Origin of the sequence: Aquibacillus kalidii, from assembly GCF_014280935.1 — a bacterium.
Classification (GTDB): Bacteria; Bacillota; Bacilli; order Bacillales; family Amphibacillaceae; genus Aquibacillus_D; species Aquibacillus_D kalidii.
In genome coordinates this window covers 172,734-191,922 of the sequence record NZ_JACLZI010000036.1, presented here as the reverse complement: position 1 = coordinate 191,922, position 19,189 = coordinate 172,734, and the positions used below count along the sequence as shown (strand labels likewise).

The 19,189-nt window shown below is 35.6% G+C and carries 19 protein-coding genes; 15 read left to right on the top strand and 4 right to left on the bottom strand.

Annotated features, from left to right (window positions below; translation table 11 throughout):
- Nucleotides 1-252: 252 nt before the first annotated feature.
- The 11 genes from H7K77_RS08615 to hfq all read left to right on the top strand — a co-directional run bounded on the left by H7K77_RS08615 (nucleotide 253) and on the right by hfq (nucleotide 11,875).
- Nucleotides 253-1,182, top strand: coding sequence for a dipeptidase (locus tag H7K77_RS08615; protein WP_186577399.1), 930 nt, complete (start codon nucleotides 253-255; stop codon nucleotides 1,180-1,182).
- Between the two features lie 145 nt (nucleotides 1,183-1,327).
- Nucleotides 1,328-2,905 carry a tRNA (N6-isopentenyl adenosine(37)-C2)-methylthiotransferase MiaB gene (miaB, locus tag H7K77_RS08610; RefSeq protein WP_186577398.1) on the top strand — a complete coding sequence of 526 codons (1,578 nt, stop codon included), beginning with the start codon at nucleotides 1,328-1,330 and terminating at the stop codon, nucleotides 2,903-2,905.
- Nucleotide 2,906: 1 nt separating this feature from the next.
- Nucleotides 2,907-3,329, top strand: coding sequence for a RicAFT regulatory complex protein RicA family protein (locus H7K77_RS08605; RefSeq protein ID WP_186577397.1), 423 nt, complete (start codon nucleotides 2,907-2,909; stop codon nucleotides 3,327-3,329).
- A 228-nt stretch (nucleotides 3,330-3,557) separates the two neighbouring features.
- Nucleotides 3,558-4,121 (top strand): outer spore coat protein CotE, encoded by a 564-nt coding sequence (gene cotE / locus H7K77_RS08600; protein WP_186577396.1) that lies wholly within the window; start codon nucleotides 3,558-3,560, stop codon nucleotides 4,119-4,121.
- A 365-nt stretch (nucleotides 4,122-4,486) separates the two neighbouring features.
- Nucleotides 4,487-7,078, top strand: a complete 2,592-nt coding sequence (gene mutS, locus H7K77_RS08595) for a DNA mismatch repair protein MutS (RefSeq protein ID WP_186577395.1) — start codon at nucleotides 4,487-4,489, stop codon at nucleotides 7,076-7,078.
- Between the two features lie 25 nt (nucleotides 7,079-7,103).
- Nucleotides 7,104-8,972, top strand: a complete 1,869-nt coding sequence (gene mutL / locus H7K77_RS08590) for a DNA mismatch repair endonuclease MutL (protein ID WP_328701073.1) — start codon at nucleotides 7,104-7,106, stop codon at nucleotides 8,970-8,972.
- Nucleotides 8,973-9,111: 139 nt separating this feature from the next.
- On the top strand, nucleotides 9,112-9,636 hold the full coding sequence (locus H7K77_RS08585; protein ID WP_222599281.1) for a hypothetical protein: 525 nt from the start codon (nucleotides 9,112-9,114) through the stop codon (nucleotides 9,634-9,636).
- 95 nt (nucleotides 9,637-9,731) lie between these two features.
- Complete coding sequence (locus H7K77_RS08580) at nucleotides 9,732-10,022, top strand: hypothetical protein (protein ID WP_186577393.1); 291 nt, start codon at nucleotides 9,732-9,734, stop codon at nucleotides 10,020-10,022.
- Between the two features lie 95 nt (nucleotides 10,023-10,117).
- A complete protein-coding gene (locus H7K77_RS08575) occupies nucleotides 10,118-10,570 on the top strand; it encodes a Dps family protein (RefSeq protein WP_186577392.1) in 453 nt (150 codons plus the stop codon).
- Between the two features lie 106 nt (nucleotides 10,571-10,676).
- A complete protein-coding gene (gene miaA, locus H7K77_RS08570) occupies nucleotides 10,677-11,612 on the top strand; it encodes a tRNA (adenosine(37)-N6)-dimethylallyltransferase MiaA (RefSeq protein ID WP_186577391.1) in 936 nt (311 codons plus the stop codon).
- Between the two features lie 38 nt (nucleotides 11,613-11,650).
- Entirely contained in the window at nucleotides 11,651-11,875 is a 225-nt protein-coding gene (gene hfq, locus H7K77_RS08565; RefSeq protein ID WP_186577390.1) for an RNA chaperone Hfq, read from the top strand.
- A gap of 140 nt (nucleotides 11,876-12,015) precedes the next feature.
- Here the strand turns inward: hfq and H7K77_RS08560 are convergent, their stop codons facing one another.
- From H7K77_RS08560 to H7K77_RS08550, 3 genes are read right to left on the bottom strand one after another with little or no spacing between them, the layout of a single operon-like run.
- Complete coding sequence (locus H7K77_RS08560) at nucleotides 12,016-13,677, bottom strand: sodium:solute symporter family protein (protein WP_186577389.1); 1,662 nt, start codon at nucleotides 13,675-13,677, stop codon at nucleotides 12,016-12,018.
- 16 nt (nucleotides 13,678-13,693) lie between these two features.
- On the bottom strand, nucleotides 13,694-13,996 hold the full coding sequence (locus tag H7K77_RS08555; RefSeq protein WP_186577388.1) for a DUF4212 domain-containing protein: 303 nt from the start codon (nucleotides 13,994-13,996) through the stop codon (nucleotides 13,694-13,696).
- 45 nt (nucleotides 13,997-14,041) lie between these two features.
- Nucleotides 14,042-14,224, bottom strand: coding sequence for a hypothetical protein (locus tag H7K77_RS08550; protein ID WP_186577387.1), 183 nt, complete (start codon nucleotides 14,222-14,224; stop codon nucleotides 14,042-14,044).
- A gap of 310 nt (nucleotides 14,225-14,534) precedes the next feature.
- On the opposite strand from H7K77_RS08550, the gene spoVK reads away from it, so the two are divergent.
- Nucleotides 14,535-15,455 carry a stage V sporulation protein K gene (gene spoVK / locus H7K77_RS08545; protein ID WP_186577386.1) on the top strand — a complete coding sequence of 307 codons (921 nt, stop codon included), beginning with the start codon at nucleotides 14,535-14,537 and terminating at the stop codon, nucleotides 15,453-15,455.
- Between the two features lie 127 nt (nucleotides 15,456-15,582).
- On the opposite strand, the gene H7K77_RS08540 is transcribed toward spoVK, so the two are convergent.
- Nucleotides 15,583-15,903: an ArsR/SmtB family transcription factor gene (locus H7K77_RS08540; protein ID WP_186577385.1), complete on the bottom strand. Its 321-nt coding sequence runs from the start codon at nucleotides 15,901-15,903 to the stop codon at nucleotides 15,583-15,585.
- A 245-nt stretch (nucleotides 15,904-16,148) separates the two neighbouring features.
- On the opposite strand from H7K77_RS08540, the gene hflX reads away from it, so the two are divergent.
- From hflX to H7K77_RS08525, 3 genes are all read left to right on the top strand, one after another.
- On the top strand, nucleotides 16,149-17,384 hold the full coding sequence (gene hflX / locus H7K77_RS08535) for a GTPase HflX (RefSeq protein WP_186577384.1): 1,236 nt from the start codon (nucleotides 16,149-16,151) through the stop codon (nucleotides 17,382-17,384).
- Between the two features lie 7 nt (nucleotides 17,385-17,391).
- Nucleotides 17,392-18,639: a methionine gamma-lyase family protein gene (locus tag H7K77_RS08530; RefSeq protein ID WP_186577383.1), complete on the top strand. Its 1,248-nt coding sequence runs from the start codon at nucleotides 17,392-17,394 to the stop codon at nucleotides 18,637-18,639.
- A gap of 151 nt (nucleotides 18,640-18,790) precedes the next feature.
- Complete coding sequence (locus H7K77_RS08525) at nucleotides 18,791-19,186, top strand: MerR family transcriptional regulator (protein ID WP_186577382.1); 396 nt, start codon at nucleotides 18,791-18,793, stop codon at nucleotides 19,184-19,186.
- The last annotated feature ends 3 nt before the right edge of the window (nucleotides 19,187-19,189 follow it).

Below are 19,189 nucleotides of genomic sequence, written 5' to 3'. Positions count from 1 at the left end.
GAGTGAGGGGGCCACTTGAGTAACCATCTTTGCTCCCTTGCACCGAGGAAGCCTGCTTCGAAGCGTTACTAGAAGACGCAGGTGCACGCACTTTTGCGACCGAGGAGGCTCAGCGCGAGCCCACGGAAAGCGAAGTGAATTTCCGTAGCAGCAACTAAAAAGTTACTTCGCTTTCTATGGGAATTTCGTCATTAGGAACTATCATTATATAATAATGAATTGACCAAAAATTGATTTGTGGAGGTTGGGAATATGGTGATTGATGCACACTGTGATGCGTTATTAAAACTTTGGGAGAAGAAAATATCTTTCCATTCAAGTGAAGAATTGCAAGTAAATTATGTGAAGTGGATCAACAGTCCAGTCAAAGTACAATGCTTTGCCATTTTTATACCAGATGATGTACCAGCAGAATCGCAATTTGATGCAGCATTAGAAATGATAACTATCTTTTTTGAGCAAGTTGTCGATCCCTATGATGATATTAAATTTATTTCAAATCGAAATGATTTGTTGTCATTAAAAGAAAATGAACGTGGTGCTATTTTAACACTAGAAGGATGTCATTCTATTGGGAACGATATTAATAAATTAAAAACCTTAATTCGTTTAGGAGTAAGGGCTGTTGGACTTACTTGGAATCAAGCCAATGCAGTCGCGGATGGTGTTGGAGAGCCTCGTGGAGCAGGTCTCAGTAGTTTTGGAGAAGAAGTAGTAGAGTTGCTTAATAAGGAAAACATTTGGACTGATGTTTCGCACTTATCCTATCAAGGCTTTTTTGACGTTATGAGATTAGCAAAATTCCCCATGGCCTCCCATTCAAACGCAAAATCAATTGCGTCTCACAGAAGAAATTTAGATGACAAACAAATAGAAGCACTAATTCAACGTGATGGATGGATGGGAATTACTTTTGTACCTTATTTCTTAACAGATTTTGAGGATGCAAATATTCAGGATGTTATAAACCATGTCGATTATTTCATAGATAAGGGAGCCATAAATTGTTTAGGTTTTGGTTCTGACTTTGATGGAACAGATAAGTTTGTGGATGGCTTATATGATTATTTGGATTATCGATCATTATTGACTAATTTACAAATAAATGAACTAACCGAAGAGCAAGTAAAGAAAATCAGTTATCAAAATTTTATAGACAAGTTTCCTAGAATCAGTAAATAAGTTGTAATTGTTTTTGTGTTTAAACTTCTTATGACATATAATAATAGAGAAAAACTTTATTTTTGTATGTATTCCTTGGTATAATGATTAAATTGGGACAAACCAATTTACTCTTTTGGTAACGATGAAAGGAGCTTTATTCACAATGAATGAGCAACAACGAAAACAAGCTAACCAAATAAAACAAGTAGATCCATCGGACATAAAATCCGACCAGGATTCGAACTTAGAACGTATCAAACAAATAGATTCAGATGAGATGATAAGTAAGTATTTTCAAGCAACCTATCAACCACCTAATCTAAAGAAAGCTAAGAAACGACTAAAAAAAGATGTAGACATCCATTATGACTTTGCTATCTCGCAAGAAATGAAACAGATTGGACAAGGTAAGAAATTCTTGATCAGAACCTATGGCTGTCAAATGAATGAGCATGATACAGAAGTGATGGCAGGTATATTAACGGATATGGGTTACCAATCTACTGATGATACGAATGAAGCAGATATAATCCTATTAAATACTTGTGCAATCCGTGAAAATGCAGAAAACAAGGTATTTGGGGAAATTGGTCATTTAAAACCATTAAAACTAGAAAAACCGGACTTAATTCTTGGAGTATGTGGGTGCATGTCCCAAGAAGAATCTGTTGTAAATCGTATCCTTAAGAAACATCCATTTATCGATATGATCTTTGGTACTCATAATATTCATCGACTACCGAGTCTCATTCAAGAAGCAATGTTTGGGAAAGAGATGGTTGTTGAAGTTTGGTCTAAAGAGGGAGATATCATCGAGAACCTTCCTAAAGTTCGTAAAGGTAAAATAAAAGGTTGGGTAAATATTATGTATGGCTGTGACAAGTTCTGTACGTATTGTATAGTACCATATACACGAGGCAAAGAACGTAGTCGCTTGCCAGAGGATATTATTCAAGAAGTCCGCCAGTTAGCTGCACAAGGCTACAAGGAAGTTACCTTACTGGGTCAGAACGTAAATGCTTATGGGAAAGATTTGGAGTTCGAGTATGGTCTTGGTCAATTGATGGAGGAAATCAACAAAATTGACATCCCTCGTGTCCGCTTTACCACATCTCATCCGAGAGACTTTGATGATCATTTAATAGAAGTGCTTGCTAAGGGTGGTAATCTGTTAGATCATATTCACCTGCCGGTTCAGTCAGGGAGTTCGGAGGTTCTTCGTGTGATGGCAAGAAGATATACACGTGAAGAATATTTAAATCTTGTAGCTAAAATTCGTAAAGCAATGCCAAATGCAACTTTAACAACTGATATTATTGTTGGTTTCCCAAATGAAACGGATGAACAATTTGAAGAAACAATGACATTAATGGAAGAAGTAGGATTTGAGAGCGCATATACCTATATCTACTCTCCAAGAGAAGGTACTCCTTCTGCTAGATGGGAAGATAATGTGCCAATGGAAGTGAAGAAAGAACGATTACAACGCCTGAATGCACTAGTTAATAAACAATCTAAAGAGGCAATGAAGAAATATGAAGGACAGATTGTTAAAGTGCTTGTTGAAGGAGAAAGCAAGAAAAATCCAGATGTTCTTTCTGGATACACAGAAAGAAATAAATTAGTTAATTTCAGAGCTCCTAAGTCAGTAATTGGCAAAATTGTTGAAGTTAAAGTTACGGAAGCAAAAACATGGTCTCTTGATGGAGAATTAGTTGAAGAAGCAGTTGAGGTGAAATAAAATGGCGGAATATACTCGTAAACAGGTTATAGAAGAAGCGCATAAATTGGCTAGTATGATGGCAAATATCGAAGAAATCGATCGCTTCAAGCAACTAGAAGCTAAGTTGAATGAGAACCAAAAAGTTCAACTTATGATTAAAAAAATTAAGGCATTGCAAAAACAAGCTGTTAACTTTCAAGCTTATGGAAAACAAGAAGCATTGAAAAAAGTGGAAGCTGAAATTGATCGCTTACAAGAAGAAATTGATTCTATTCCAATCGTACAGGAATTTAAGGATTCACAGGTTGTAATAAATGATATCCTTCAACTTGTTACAAACACGATAGCAAGAGAGATTACAAATGAAGTAATCCGATCAACAGAAGGAGACGTACTTGCTGGAGAAACTGGTTCTAAGGCAAGTAGCGGATCCTGTCATTAATAATGTATAAGAAAAGCTCTGACTGTGATTCAGTCAGGGCTTTTCTTATGGATTTAAAGAAGACTTTAAAAAACTTTCTGTGATATTCGTACACATTCATAGGCTTTTGCATAGGATGAATTAGAAACCTTTGCTGGTCTACTTTTTTCTAGCGCAGTAAATCGTTATGCACTTTAGGTAGGTAGCCTGCATAATATGACAATGAAAAAAAGAGGAGGTTTTAGTTCTATGTCTTTTCTTGATCAAGAATATCGAGAAATTATTACGAAAGCAGTTATTGGTAAGGGGCGTAAGTTTACTCAGGATACTAACACAATAACACCGTCACATAGACCGTCTAGCATACTAGGGTGTTGGGTTATAAATCACTTATATAATGCTAAGTTAAAAGGTGATGACGTTGTAGAAGTGAATGGTAGTTATGATGTGAATATTTGGTATTCCTACAATGATAACACGAAGACAGAGGTTGTTACAGAACGTGTGAATTATTGTGACCATATTAAACTATCAGTAAAAGATGAGCAAACGCTAGGTGATGAAGTAGAAGTTTTTGCAAAAGTTATCCAACAGCCAAATTGTTTAGAGTGCACGATCTCTAATCATGATCACAAGGTTCAAGTTGAAGTGGAGCGTGAATTCCTAGTTGAAGTAATCGGAGAAACAAAAGTATGTGTAAAAGTAGATCCAAATGGTACGATTAGCGATGATGATGATTGGGATTTAGAATTATCAGATGATGAGTTTGAAGATATTGATCCTGACTTTTTAGCTAATGTAGAAGAAGAATAACCAATCTTTAGATAGATAAGGGTACAACTGTAGGTTGTACCCTTTTTTCTGTTAAGATTTTGTCTCATTGACACTTTTCGCAAAAGGTATAAGCCCCCTAAGTAATAGTGAGGATGTAATATAGGATGCGCTGTATCTGTATGAATTTTATAATTCGCTTCTCCAGAATTTTTCAATCCTATGGGAATTTTTTGAAGAACTGATAAAATAAGCAGATTATTCTTAGTTAGAAGACGCTGGTATAACAAAAAGGAGCCAAATTGAAAAGATTTATAGAATAGATTGGCAATTCTTTGTACTGAAAAAGACTACTGAAATTATGATATAATAAGACAAGAAATTTAGGACGTGTTGGGGGATTTATAATGACAGGTTTTACACCAATGATGCAGCAATACCTTTCTATTAAAGCAGATTACAAGGATTGTTTTCTATTTTTTAGATTAGGGGACTTTTATGAAATGTTTTTTGATGATGCTGTTGTTGCATCGAGAGAATTGGAAATTACACTTACAGGAAAAAATGCAGGGGCAGAAGAGCGGATCCCAATGTGTGGAGTACCTTACCACTCTGCTGAAAACTACATAAAAAACTTAGTGGAAAAAGGATACAAAGTTGCTATTTGTGAACAAGTAGAAGACCCTAAAACTGCTAAAGGGGTTGTTAAAAGAGAAGTCGTGCAATTAATTACTCCCGGTACGGTAATGGACGGGACAATGCTTCAAGAAAAAGAGAATAATTATTTGGCTAGCATTAGTCATTTCTCTGAAGGTGATTTTGTAATTGTATATAACGATTTATCAACGGGTGAAAACAGTGTCGCTACTCTGACTAGCTGGAATGGGGTTTTGAGTGAGTTATTTAATCGCCCAATCAAGGAGATTGTTGTATCGTCTGATCTTAATGAATCTTATCAAACAGATTTACAAGAGAGGTTATTAGTGACCCTTTCTTATCAGGAAGATACGACAATTCAGGAAGAATTCCATCACTTAGTGGAGCATTTATCGGAAGAAAATCTTATACAGGCATTTGGTCGAATGCTACAGTATTTGCAAATCACACAAAAACGCTCTCTAGACCACTTAAAGCCAGTACAAATTATTGAACTAGCACAATTTATGTCGTTAGATATGTACTCAAAACGGAATCTAGAATTAACTGAAACAATTATGAGAAAAGGGAAGCATGGGAGTTTACTATGGGTTCTCGATAAGACTGTCACAGCAATGGGAGCTAGAATGTTAAAAAAATGGTTGGAAAGACCTCTACTAACGAAACAACTTATAGAGAAACGATTAAATTTAGTTGATGGGTTCTTACAACAATTTTTCGAACGAGAAGAAATTCGTGATGTATTAAAATCTATTTATGATTTGGAACGACTAGCTGGTCGTGTTGCATTTGGAAATGTGAATGCACGTGATTTAAATCAGTTAAAGATTTCAATAGGAAAGATACCTGAGTTAAAGGCTTTGTTGCAAAAGTTTTCAGACGAACAAGTACGATCATTAGGAAAACATATAAATCCGATGGACGGGCTTTATGAATTATTAGATAAAAGTCTTGTAGAAGATCCACCGATTACAATTAAAGAAGGTGGACTAATTAAAGATGGTTTTAATGAAACATTGGATAAGTATCGATATGCGTCTAGAAATGGGAAGCAGTGGATTGCTGAGTTAGAGAAAAAAGAGAAAGAGTCAACGAATATTAAGTCATTGAAGATTGGGTATAACAAGGTATTTGGTTATTACATTGAAGTAACACGTGCAAACCTTCATCTATTACCTGAAGGCAAATATGAACGTAAACAGACACTAACGAATGCTGAAAGATTTATTACACCAGAGCTCAAAGAGAAAGAATCGTTAATCTTAGAAGCGGAAGAAAAGAGTGTTGATCTAGAATATCAACTATTTATTGAACTCCGTGAGCAGGTTAAAGGATTTATTCCAACCTTACAAGCATTAGCAGAACGAGTTAGTGAAGTCGATGTATTACAGGGATTTGCAACAGTTAGTGAGGCGAATGATTATAAGCGCCCAACCTTTACGAATAAGCGTGAAGTAAAAATTATTGAAGGAAGACACCCTGTAGTTGAAAAAGTAATGAAAAGTGATTCATTTGTACCTAATAATGTAGAGATGGATCCTGATAAAGATATTTTATTAATCACAGGTCCAAACATGTCAGGGAAAAGTACCTACATGAGACAACTAGCCTTAACTGCAATTATGGCGCAAATTGGTTGTTTCGTACCTTGCAAAAGTGCTTTGCTTCCTGTATTTGATCAAATATTTACGCGAATTGGTGCCGCTGATGATCTTGTGTCTGGCCAAAGTACCTTTATGGTTGAGATGTTAGAAGCAAAGCATGCCATTACAAATGCAACCGAAAATAGTCTAATATTGTTAGACGAAATAGGACGGGGAACGAGCACCTATGATGGTATGGCGCTAGCCCAAGCCATTATTGAATATTTACATGAACAGGTTCATGCGAAAACCCTATTTTCAACGCATTATCATGAATTAACGAGTTTAGATCAAACACTGAATAAGTTAAAAAATATACACGTTAGGGCTGAGGAGTACGAGGGTCGAGTAGTATTTTTGCATCAAATAAAAGACGGCGCAGCGGATGAGAGTTACGGAATTCATGTAGCGAAATTAGCAGAGTTACCATCATCACTTATTGATCGTGCTACAGTCATATTAAAACAGTTAGAAGGAAAGCAAGATAATACTAAACAAAGTAATTTAAATGAAGGTAAACATGATGACCAACAGCTTTCTTTCTTTGTTAGGGAAAATAATAAAGAAAAAAAACAAAAGCAAGAAGTAAAAGAAAGCCCAGTTATTCAAGACCTAAAACAATTAAACATATTAGAATTAACTCCAATGGAAGCGATGAACCATCTTTACCAATTACACAAGAAAGCAAATGAGTCTTAATAAATAGAAAAAAGGAGGATCAACCTTGAAAATAATCCAAATGCCTGATTCTCTTGCCAACAAAATAGCGGCAGGTGAGGTTGTAGAGCGACCAGCTTCTGTTGTGAAGGAACTTGTTGAAAATAGTATTGATGCGAAAAGTACAACAATTAAGGTAGAAGTTATGGAGGCAGGCTTGCAATCTATTAAAATAACAGATAATGGGGAAGGTATGTCTGAGGATGATTGCTCTCGTGCCTTTTTAAGACATGCTACAAGTAAAATAAGGAATGAAGATGATCTTTTTCATGTGAGGACATTAGGGTTTCGTGGCGAAGCGTTAGCAAGTATAGCTGCAGTAAGTAGGTTAACCGTCAAGACTTCCACCGGGGAAGAAGCCGGGACTGTTGTACAGTTAGAAGGTGGAAAGGTGATTAACCAATCAAAGGGTGATGCCAGGCAAGGTACGGAACTTCTAATTGAGGACATCTTTTTTAACACTCCTGCTAGACTAAAATACATGAAAACCATTCATACTGAGCTAGGTCATATAACTGATATTATTAATCGAATGGCACTCTCTCACCCAATGATACGTTTTGAGTTATATCACAATGATAAGCAACTATTTCAATCATCCGGTAGAGGAGATATGCTTCAAATTATCTCCCAAGTTTACGGAATGAGCGTTGCAAAAAAGATGATACCAGTACAACATAAAACGCTTGATTTTACGATAAATGGATATATAGCGAAACCAGAGGTGACACGAGCTTCTAGGAATTATATTTCAACTGTTATTAATGGTAGATATATAAGAAGTATCCCCCTAGCAAAGGCAATTCTAAGTGGTTACCATACTTTACTACCAATTGGACGTAATCCATTGGTTGTTCTTTCTATTGATATGGACCCTATCCTAGTGGATGTTAACGTTCATCCAACGAAACTAGAAGTGCGCTTTAGTAAGGAGAAAGAGTTGTTTGAAGCGGTAGAAACAACAATTAAACAGGCTTTTCGAGAGCAAACACTAATCCCAGACGTGAAACAACCAAGAAGAGAGAAGGATACAAGTACACAATCGTCCTTTTCTTTTTATGAAAATAGACAACCAAGACAAGAAACAAGGAGTCAGTCACATTTTTCACTAAATGATGAAGATCCATTAACAACAAATGAAGCTAAACAGTTAGAAGAGGACGCCTTCATACAAGCACAAAATGCTGCAGCAGAAAGTTTTACTGCATATGAACAACAGACTAATGATCAAGGACAAGGGAGCTCTGTATTAACAGAGGAGCAAAAGCAAGATTCGGTTGAACAGTCTTCCCGACGTGTTCCCGTTATGTATCCGATCGGTCAGCATCATGGAACATATATTTTAGCTCAGAACGAAGAAGGGCTTTATATAATTGACCAACATGCAGCACAAGAAAGGATTAAATACGAATATTATCGCGATAAAATTGGGGATGTTCCTAATGAATTGCAAGAGTTGTTATTACCTTTAACCTTTGATTTTACTAAAACAGAAGCCTTAATGATCGAACAGTATCAAGAGGGACTGAAAAAAGTCGGTATTTTCTTTGAACATTTTGGTCAGCACACATACATTATTCGTGCACATCCCCAATGGTTTCCTAGGGGTTTTGAGGAAGAAGTAATTCACGAAATTGTTGAACAAGTTATTACGGATGAGAAAGTGGATTTATACAAATTAAGAGAGGATGCAGCAATCTTAATGTCATGTAAAAAATCCATAAAGGCAAATCATTATTTGAACAATGATGATATGTTCCAACTACTAGAAGATCTTAGAAAATCAACAGATCCATTCACCTGTCCACATGGTCGCCCAATTATTATTCACTTCTCAGAATATGAGATGGAGAAAATGTTTAAACGAGTGATGTGATGTATAAGCGTCTTAGCCGTAATTTATCAAGGTTTTAGGCGCTTTTTATTCTTTTGCTTGATTATTTCAAGGTATTTCCACATTAATCAGTCCATTTTCACTTAGTTTTTAGCGGTAATTTAATAACAGATGAAAGGGTATGAAGATATTGAATTCACCATATAATTATCAACTCGATACTAGTAACCTATATGATGATGAGCTAAACTATGAAGCGAGGTTTAAAGAAATTAAAAATGCCCTTTATATACTTTTTCACCATTTTTTAAAGTTGGGTAAGACTATAGAGTTCTGGTATTGGAAAGGTGACCTATATAAACTGGAAAAAGGGTATCCATATACCGGTTATGCGCTCCATAATTTTATGGAATTTCCTCATACTAATTTGCAATCTAAAGATGACTTATCTAGTTTAATTTTTGAGATTAATTTATCAATAATAAATAGTATAAAAAATAGTTATAAGGAGGATTTAGAAACTATTACTCCTTTTTTTGATATAACTATTTATGATATTTCTATGTCTCCAATATTGACATCTCAAGATCATGGGGCGAATGTACTTATGTTTTTAACGAACAAAGATTTATTAAAATTATCGAATATTAATTATTTAATTGATGAATATGTTACATACGATGATAGCTGTAATGATTTTGACTAAATAGACAGGATATGTAAAATTCACTTATATAATTAATTTTGGTCTAAGGACTCTAATCTTATTGTTTTTGGACACCCTATTACTGGGTGATAAATGTGAAAGCGACAGAATTAGAAAGTAAGCGATTTGATAAGGCTCTAGATGAAATAATTGATTTATTTAATAATCTTGAAAATGATGATCCAATTATTCATTTCAGTGAGGATGTTATGGATAATATTGAACGTGCCAAAAAGAAGTACGGAACAAGTATGGTTGACGAAAAGATAAATACAGTGGTTAATGAAATGCTTTCCTGGCTTGATCTTGATGATGTTGATTTGGAGGAATCTGACGAAAGTTCAGAAGAGACAGAAGAGGATCAGGATGATGAGGAAAAAGAGTAACTAGGTTTCGGGTTTACACCTATTCTTCATGTATAAATTTGCACTTAACACTAAAAATAGGGAAGGAATGAAATCTAATAAGGGTAGGTGCAAATATGCCTGAAAATCAAAAGCTAATCAACTTTCTTAATCAAGAGCTCTCTAACTTTGCTGTCTTATATGTAAAACTTCATCGCTACCATTGGTTTGTTCAAGGACGTCACTTTTTCAAACTTCACGAGGTATTTGAAGAACTTTATAACGAAGCAGCGGCTGATTTAGATGAGGTGGCCGAGAGAATTTTAGCAATCGGTGGTAAACCATTAGCAACTATGAGTAAATACTTAGAGGAAAAAACGTTATTTGAAGCACAAGCTGACGACAAAGAGAATGAGATTATTCATCAGTTGTCACAAGATTACAAAACGATGATCAAAGAAATTAAAGAAACTGGAGTACCTTTAGCTGATGAAATAAATGATCAACCAACTGCGGACCTTTTGAATGATATACACGGAAGATTCGAAAAGCATGTTTGGATGCTACAAGCTTATATTGCATATGAATAATTGAAAATGTAGGTTGCCGTTTTGGCAACCTAATTTTTATTGCAGTTTTATTTCCATCGTGTATAATGTATAAACAACATAAGAATGTGTAAGGAAAGGATAAAATATGCGACAAAAAGTAATAGCGGTAGTTGGTCCCACTGCTGTTGGGAAAACGAGTTTAAGTGTAGAAATAGCCAAAAAATTTTCAGGTGAAATTATTAGTGGTGATTCTATGCAAATTTATAAAGGGATGGATATAGGTACTGCAAAAGTTACAAACACCGAGAAAGAGAATATACCGCATTATATGATTGACATAAAGGAACCAAATGAGTCCTTTTCTGTTGCAGACTTTCAGGAGCAAGTTCACCATTACATAAAAGAGATTAGTGACAAGAAGCACTTACCTATTATTGTGGGGGGAACCGGCTTATATATTCAAGCTGCACTGTTCGGTTACAATTTTGCTGAAAAGAAACGTGATGATAGTTTCCAAATAAAAATTGAGAATGAAATAGAAGAAAAAGGGATTATGAGCGTCTATAAGCGATTGGAAAGAATCGATCCTGAACAAGCTTCTAAGATTCATCCAAATAATACGAGAAGAGTCGTTAGAGCTTTGGAAGTGTATGAACGTACAGGAATGACAATGACAGCGTATCATGAACAACAACAATTAGTGTCACCGTTTGACCCAATCCTTATTGGATTAGAAATGGATAGGCCGTTGTTGTATGAAAGAATAAATCAACGAGTAGACCAAATGATAAAAGAAGGTTTAGTAAACGAAGTAAGGTTTTTTTATGAAAAGGGTTTGAAGGATTCTCAATCTATGAAAGCGATAGGCTATAAAGAATTTATACCTTATTTTGAAGGAAATCAATCTTTAGAAGATTCGATAGAAATACTAAAAAGAAATTCCAGGAGATACGCTAAACGGCAATACACTTGGTTCAGAAATAAAATGGACGTTGACTGGTACACGATCACACATGAAGATAAAAGCGAAAAAATTGAAATTATTTTACAAGATTTAGCAGGAAAGCTAGAAAAAAAGTAGAAATATAAACATACAGATAGAAAAGAGGAGGAAGAGCTATGTCTCAATCGGTTAACATTCAGGATCAATACTTGAATCAATTACGTAAAGACCGTATCCAAGTTACTGTATTTTTAACAAATGGCTTTCAATTAAGAGGAACAGTAAAGGCGTTTGATAATTTTACAGTTTTATTTGATACAGATGGAAAGCAACAGTTAATTTTCAAGCATGCCATATCAACATTTGCGCCATCCAAAAACGTTACTTTGGAAACTGAATGAAAAATAAAGCGCTAAGGGGAGTGTGATTTCCGAAGCGCTTTTTATATTTCCTAGGCAAGTGCATAAAATGATAATATTCGTCTTATATCCTGTTAGCCGGAAAATAGGGGCAGGCAAACTTTCCTGCCCCCTAGTAAAAATTAAACATCTTTATAGTCGTTTATCCAAACTTCTCCATCTTTATAAGTTAATTGTTCTGGATAACGAAGATCCATTACCTCGTCTTGTATTTTTTGTGATGGTGCTTTTGTGAATAGCGATACAGAAATATTTGCTATGATCGCAGCTAATGCACCAAACACACCTGCTCCTGTATCAATAATCCCTAAGATACTTAAACCTCCATATTTAGCTGCAAAGATGTAAGCGAGTGTAACTGTTAAACCTGTTATCATGCCTGCAATTACACCAGGGCCATTTGAACGTTTCCACCAAACACCCAAAAGTAAAGCAGGGAAAAAGGATCCAGACGCTAAAGCAAAGGCCCATGCTACAATTTGTGTAATGGCCCCTGGAGGATTTAATGCGACTAAACCAGCTACTACTGTAGCAATAACAATCGACCACCGGCCAACAAGTAGTCGTTTCTTTTCACTCGCATTAGGGTTGATCGAGCGGTAATAAATGTCATGAGATAGTGCTGCTGAGATAGCAATCATGAGTCCTCCCGCTGTTGAAAGTGCTGCAGCCATTGCACCAGCTGCCATTAATCCGATTACAAATACCCCTAAATTAGCAATTTCTGGTGTAGCCATAACAACAATATCATTACTTATGACAATTTCAGACCATTGTAAGATACCATCTCCACTTTGATCAGCCAGAGATAATTTACCTGTATCAATCCAAGCAGCTGTCCATGCTGGTAAATTTGAAATAGAGTTACCAGCAACTTCGGTCATTAAGATAAATCTAGAAAATGCAGCGTATGCGGGAGCGGATAAATATAACAAGCCTATGAATAATAAAGCCCAAGCGCCACTCCAGCGAGCAGCTTTCATTGTTTTTACGGTGTAGAAACGAACAATAACGTGTGGGAGACCTGCAGTACCTGCCATTAAGGTGAACAGTAAAGCAATAAACTGCCATTTAGAAGCTTCGGTGAAAGGAACAATATATTCTGTTACGCCTAGCTGCTTGTCGAGTTCTTGAAGTTCACCAATAATTTCTCCATATGAAAGCCATGGAAGAGGGTTCTGGGTTAATTGAAGTGACATAAAAATGACAGGAATTAAGTAAGCGACAATCAGTACGATATATTGAGCAACTTGGGTCCATGTAATCCCTTTCATTCCCCCGAGTGCAGAATAGAAGGCGATTAGAACGACCCCTATTAACGTGCCGACTGCAACGTCTACTTCTAATAGTCTCCCTATGACGACACCTGAGCCAGACAATTGTCCAATAGAATAGGTGAAGCTGATAATTATGGTAGCAATAGCAGCAATTAGACGAGCTGTATTGCTTTGGTATCGATCACCAATGAATTCTGGAACAGTGTAGCGACCATATTTTCTTAACTGTGGAGCAATGAGGAAAGTTAGGAGCAGATATCCACCTGTCCATCCCATGATATAAGCAAGTCCGTCGTAACCAAGAATCATAATCGTGCCAGCCATTCCAATGAATGAGGCCGCACTCATCCAATCTGCTCCTATTGCCATCCCATTAAAAATAGGAGGGACACTTCTGTTAGCTACGTAAAAATCTGAAGTAGCTCTTGCTTTGTTGAAAATGGCTATACCTATGTATAGACCAAAAGTAGCGATAATTAATAATAACGAAACCATAAACTGACTCATTGGTAACCTCCTTTGTCTAATGAGTTAATGTTTTTTTAGAAGAAATATCTTTCTTATTTGTCTCAATAAACCCATACTTCTTGTCAAGTTTGTCACTAACAATAGCGTTTAGGAAAAGAAGGATAATAAATGTTAAAACAGCTCCTTGAGCACCCATATAATAATGGAGTGGAAAACCGTTGAATGTAATGCTTAATAGGTTCTCAGCTAGTAAAACAACAAGGTAGGATACGGAAAAACCGACTGCCAAGGAACAAGAGATTAGGATAACGCGTGCACGGAAATACGAATCGGCATGCTTTTTGTCTACTTTTTTCATCGTAACACCTCCTTCTCTTATAGTTATAAATACATTAGATTCCCATCAGCTTAAACCAAAGATAAATCGAACAGTGTCCAAAAAAGGGACAGGAACCATAATGATTTTGACCAGGATGAATATAAAAATAGAGATCACCGGAATAGTAAATAAAAAGGCTTTTTTCTTTTTCAATCCGTAAAACACAGCAAGAATTGTGATTGTGGAGAGCAATAGAACCCAAATCATATAATTCCTCCTCATTTGTAAGCGTTAACATTATTGCCCGTTAAATTGTTTTCATGTTTTTTTGAAGGTGAAAACAGCTTTCAATTAAAACTTATGAATATAGTTAAAATATAGAACTTAAAAGTAGATTATTTATTTCATTATTCTGACTTTCGTTTGAAGTGTCAACCTGTTTAGGAAGTGTTAGTAAATAGTGTCTTTAATACAACTTTAAAAGATTGAGTGGTTTCAAGAATTTTTACTGAAATGATAGGCATATGTCACAATATTAAGTTTCTAGCGTATACTGAAGATAGTAAGGGGTGGTGACGTGGGATCTCAAGTGTCGTTGAATAAAAATGGTCAAATCAATATTGTATTGCATGAGCGCGAAAACCTTGTTCTCGACAGCAATGAACAATTTAGAAATGAAAATGACCCTTTTCAAAAAATCGATCAGGAATTTTCCTCTTTTATTGGGATGAACCGCCTGAAAGAGACCATTAAAGAGATTTATGCTAATCTGCAAATTAATGAAAGACGAGAAAGAGTTGGGTTGAAAGCTCAAAAACAAGTACTTCATATGCTATTTAAAGGTAATCCTGGGACAGGAAAAACTACTGTAGCTAGGAAATTAGCAGAGGTATTTTATGATATGAATGTACTTTCAAAAGGGCATTTTATAGAAGCAGAACGTGCAGATCTAGTAGGAGAATATATTGGTCATACAGCACAGAAAACGAAGGATCTTATTAACAAAGCTATGGGAGGAATTCTTTTCATTGATGAGGCTTATTCTCTTGCGCGTGGGGGAGAAAAAGACTTTGGAAAAGAAGCGATTGATACGTTAGTGAAACATATGGAGGATAGTCATAGTGAATTTATACTTATATTAGCGGGCTATCCAAATGAAATGGATCATTTTCTATCTTTAAATCCAGGGTTAGCTTCCCGGTTTCCTATTGTGATGGATTTTGATGATTACTCTGTCGATCAATTATTGGAAATTGCACGTCAAATGACGATAGATCGTGAATACCAATTAACAAAAGAAGCAGAGTGGAAATTAAAGGACTATTTAATTAAACAAAAACAAGAGAGATCCAATAGCAGCTTTGCAAATGCTCGATTTGTTCGAAATACGATTGAGAAATCAATTAGGAAACATGCTGTTAGATTAATGAAAAAGAGTCAATATTCAACAGAAGAATTAATGTTGATAACAAGAAATGATTTAACATTAGAAAAGTAAAACTACCCCCTTGCAAAAGCAGGGGGGTAGTTATTTTATAACGGGACAGAACTATGAGCAACTTGCTAATTCTGAAAATAGTTTTATTCATCAAAATAAATTGATTTAATTACTAAAATCTCTATAATTACTGAGGTTTGAATAAACAACATAATTCTTCAGATAATAGGTGATTGATTTCGTGTTGGTTAATTTGGTAATAACTCCATGTACCACGAGTTTCTTTAATTAGAATATTAGCATCCAGCAAAATTTTAAGATGATAAGATAGCTTCGATTGTGTCATATCTATTATTGGCGCTAGATCACATACGCACATTTCTCCCTTTTGCGTTAGGATGTTCATAATTTGCAATCTTTTTTTGTCTGCAATAGCTTTAAATCTAGATTCATATTTCTCTAAAGCTTTTTCCGTGGATAAGTCGATAAGGGTTAATTGAGAATTCATATTCGTCTCCTTAAAAAACTTTTCTTATGAATATAATTCTATATCCAAATATTGTATATGTCAATTAACCAATTAAATTTGATGTAATTGGGTTTATCAGTTATAAACAAAATGTATTGGATTAGTATTGTTAACGAACAATACTATTGTGTATTACTAATTTAAATTTTACATTATGACATGCTTTGGTAAAATGTATATGTTATACCATAAATATATTTGATTCATTAGAAATGAGGTACATTATGTCAGAAAAAGTATTAATTGTAGCAGTCCATCATTACAAAGATGATGAAGAGCGATTTCACTTTTCACTGGATGAACTACAATCTTTAACTGAAACTGCAAAGGGCAGAGTTGTTAAAATTGTGACACAAAAACGAGAAAGAATTCACCCCGCCCTCTATTTGGGGGAAGGAAAGATAGAGGAAATTGCTCAAGCTGTAGAGGATTTAGAGGTTGATTTGGTAATTTCAAATGATGAACTATCTGCTGGCCAATTAAGAAACTTGCATGATCGATTAGGAATTCGTGTTATTGATAGAAGTCAATTAATTTTAGATATATTTGCGCAAAGAGCTAATACAAAGGAAGGTAAGTTACAAGTTGAATTAGCACAATATCAATACATGTTACCTAGATTACATGGACAAGGTCAGGCTTTATCTCGTTTAGGTGCAGGGATTGGGACAAGAGGACCTGGGGAAACAAAACTTGAATCAGATAGAAGACATATTAGAAGAAGAATTGATGATATTAAGAAAAGGTTGTCAACGGTTGTTAACCAACGTGAACAATATCGTAAACGACGTAGAGAAAATCGTGCATTTCAGATTGCGATTGTTGGGTACACAAACGCAGGTAAGTCTACCATTTTTAATCGATTAACAAACAGTGAATCTTTAGAGGAAAACCAGCTATTCGCAACATTAGATCCTATGTCAAGACAAATCCAGTTACCATCAGGCCTGGATGCTATTATTACGGATACAGTTGGTTTTATCCAAGATCTACCGACTTCACTTATTGCAGCTTTCCGTTCGACCCTAGAAGAAGTAACAGAAGCTGATTTTATTATTCATATGGTAGATGCTTCGCATCCGGACCAAATCCAACATCAAAAAACAGTTATGAACTTATTAAAGGATTTAAATGCAGACCGTATACCTATATTAACGGTTTACAATAAAAAGGATTTATTAACAAGTGAATTCATTCCACATGCGCATCCTTTTATTACAATTAGTGCCTATGATTCCAAAGATTTGGAAAAGGTGCTTATTAAGATGGAAGACGTAATTGCTGACGAATGGGATTCGTATAAAACGTTTGTACCTTCTTCAGAAGGGAAGCTTTTACATCAACTAAATAGCACAACCATAGTTCACGACCGTTCCTTTGATGAACCGTTAGATGGCTATGTTATAGAAGGTCATATGGATCCTGAGCATCCTTTAAAATTTATGATGAAGGGGCAATAACGAAGGCATGTTAGAACAACTAGTAGTGGAAATTGAAAATAGTATAGAGTTAAAAATGAAAGAAATAGATAAAATAGCAGAATTCAATCAAAAGAGAGTATTAAATGCCTTTCGTGAAAACAAGGTAAGTGACAGCCACTTTAACCCGACAACTGGTTACGGATATGATGATTATGGGCGAGAAAAGCTTGAAGCAGTGTACGCAGATGTTTTTGGCTGTGACGATGCACTAGTTCGACCACAATTAATTTCAGGAACGCACGCCATAACTACAGCACTTTTTGGCGTGCTTCGTCCTGGCGATGAGTTGGTGTACATAACAGGAAAACCGTATGACACATTAGAAGAAGTGGTGGGATCCAGGGGTGAAAACAATGGCTCACTGAAAGAATTTGGAATAGCATTTAAAGCTATTCCCTTAACTATTGAAGGCAAAATAGATTGGTCGAATGTTCAAAATAATATAACCTCTAAAACAAAGGTCATAGGGATTCAACGTTCAAAAGGGTACGACGATCGTCCTTCTTTTACCGTTAATCAAATAGAAGAAATGATTCAATTCGTAAAAGAAATAAATCCAAATTTAATTGTCTTTGTGGATAATTGTTATGGGGAATTTGTAGAGAAACAAGAACCGTCACATGTTGGTGCAGATTTACTTGCAGGATCATTAATCAAAAACCCTGGTGGGGGAATTGCTAGAACTGGTGGATATATAGTTGGCAGACATGAATTAGTTGAGATGGCAGCAAACCGTTTAACAGCCCCGGGATTAGGAAAAGAAACTGGTGCGAGTCTTGGCATGCTACAAGAAATGTTCCAAGGTTTCTTTCTAGCACCGCATATGGTAAGTGAAGCATTAAAAGGAGCAATATTTACCTCAGCTTTTCTATCTGAACTAGGGTTTAAAACTACTCCTGATCCTGAGGCGACAAGAACAGACTTAATTCAATCTGTCTCATTCGATACACCTGAACAGATGGTTGCATTTTGTCAGGCAATTCAGCACGCGTCCCCAATAAACTCGCACGTCACACCGTATCCTTCTGATATGCCTGGTTATGACAGTGAAGTAATTATGGCAGCAGGGACGTTTGTACAAGGTGCAAGTTTAGAATTAACAGCTGACGGTCCGATAAGGCCACCTTACAACGCTTATGTACAAGGGGGGTTAGTTTATGCGCACGTGCGCTTAGCTGTTGTAGAAGCTGTAGAGAGATTACTTGAATTAGGCTTTCTCCATGTAGGAAAATAAGGTGTCTTTTGTGGATACTATTATTTGTAAAAAACTATAAAATTAAAATTTTTAGAAAATTTTTATGTAAAGAAAGCTAACACGTATTGACAATTATCTTTCACATTGTATAATTAAATTATGGAAAAGATGAAGGAAAGGGGTGGAACAAATGAGCGATATGGATAGACGTTCAATGCCCTTATTTTCCATTGGGATAGTCAAATCATTGACTGATCTAACAGCTAGACAAATTAGGTATTACGAAGAACACAACCTAATTCATCCAGCAAGAACGACTGGTAATCAACGATTATTTTCTTTTAATGATGTAGATCGATTACTTGAAATAAAAGAATTGATTGAAAAAGGAATTAATCTAGCAGGTATTAAACAAGTACTTTCTATCAAAGATCTACCAAAAACAAAAGAGCTGGATGAGGGTCAGGCAACTCCTGAACTATCAGATAAGGAATTAAGGAAAATGTTACATAAGGAATTATTTGATTCTGGGAGACTTGGCAAAGCTTCGTTACGTCAGGGAGAATTATCACGATTCTTCCATTAAAAG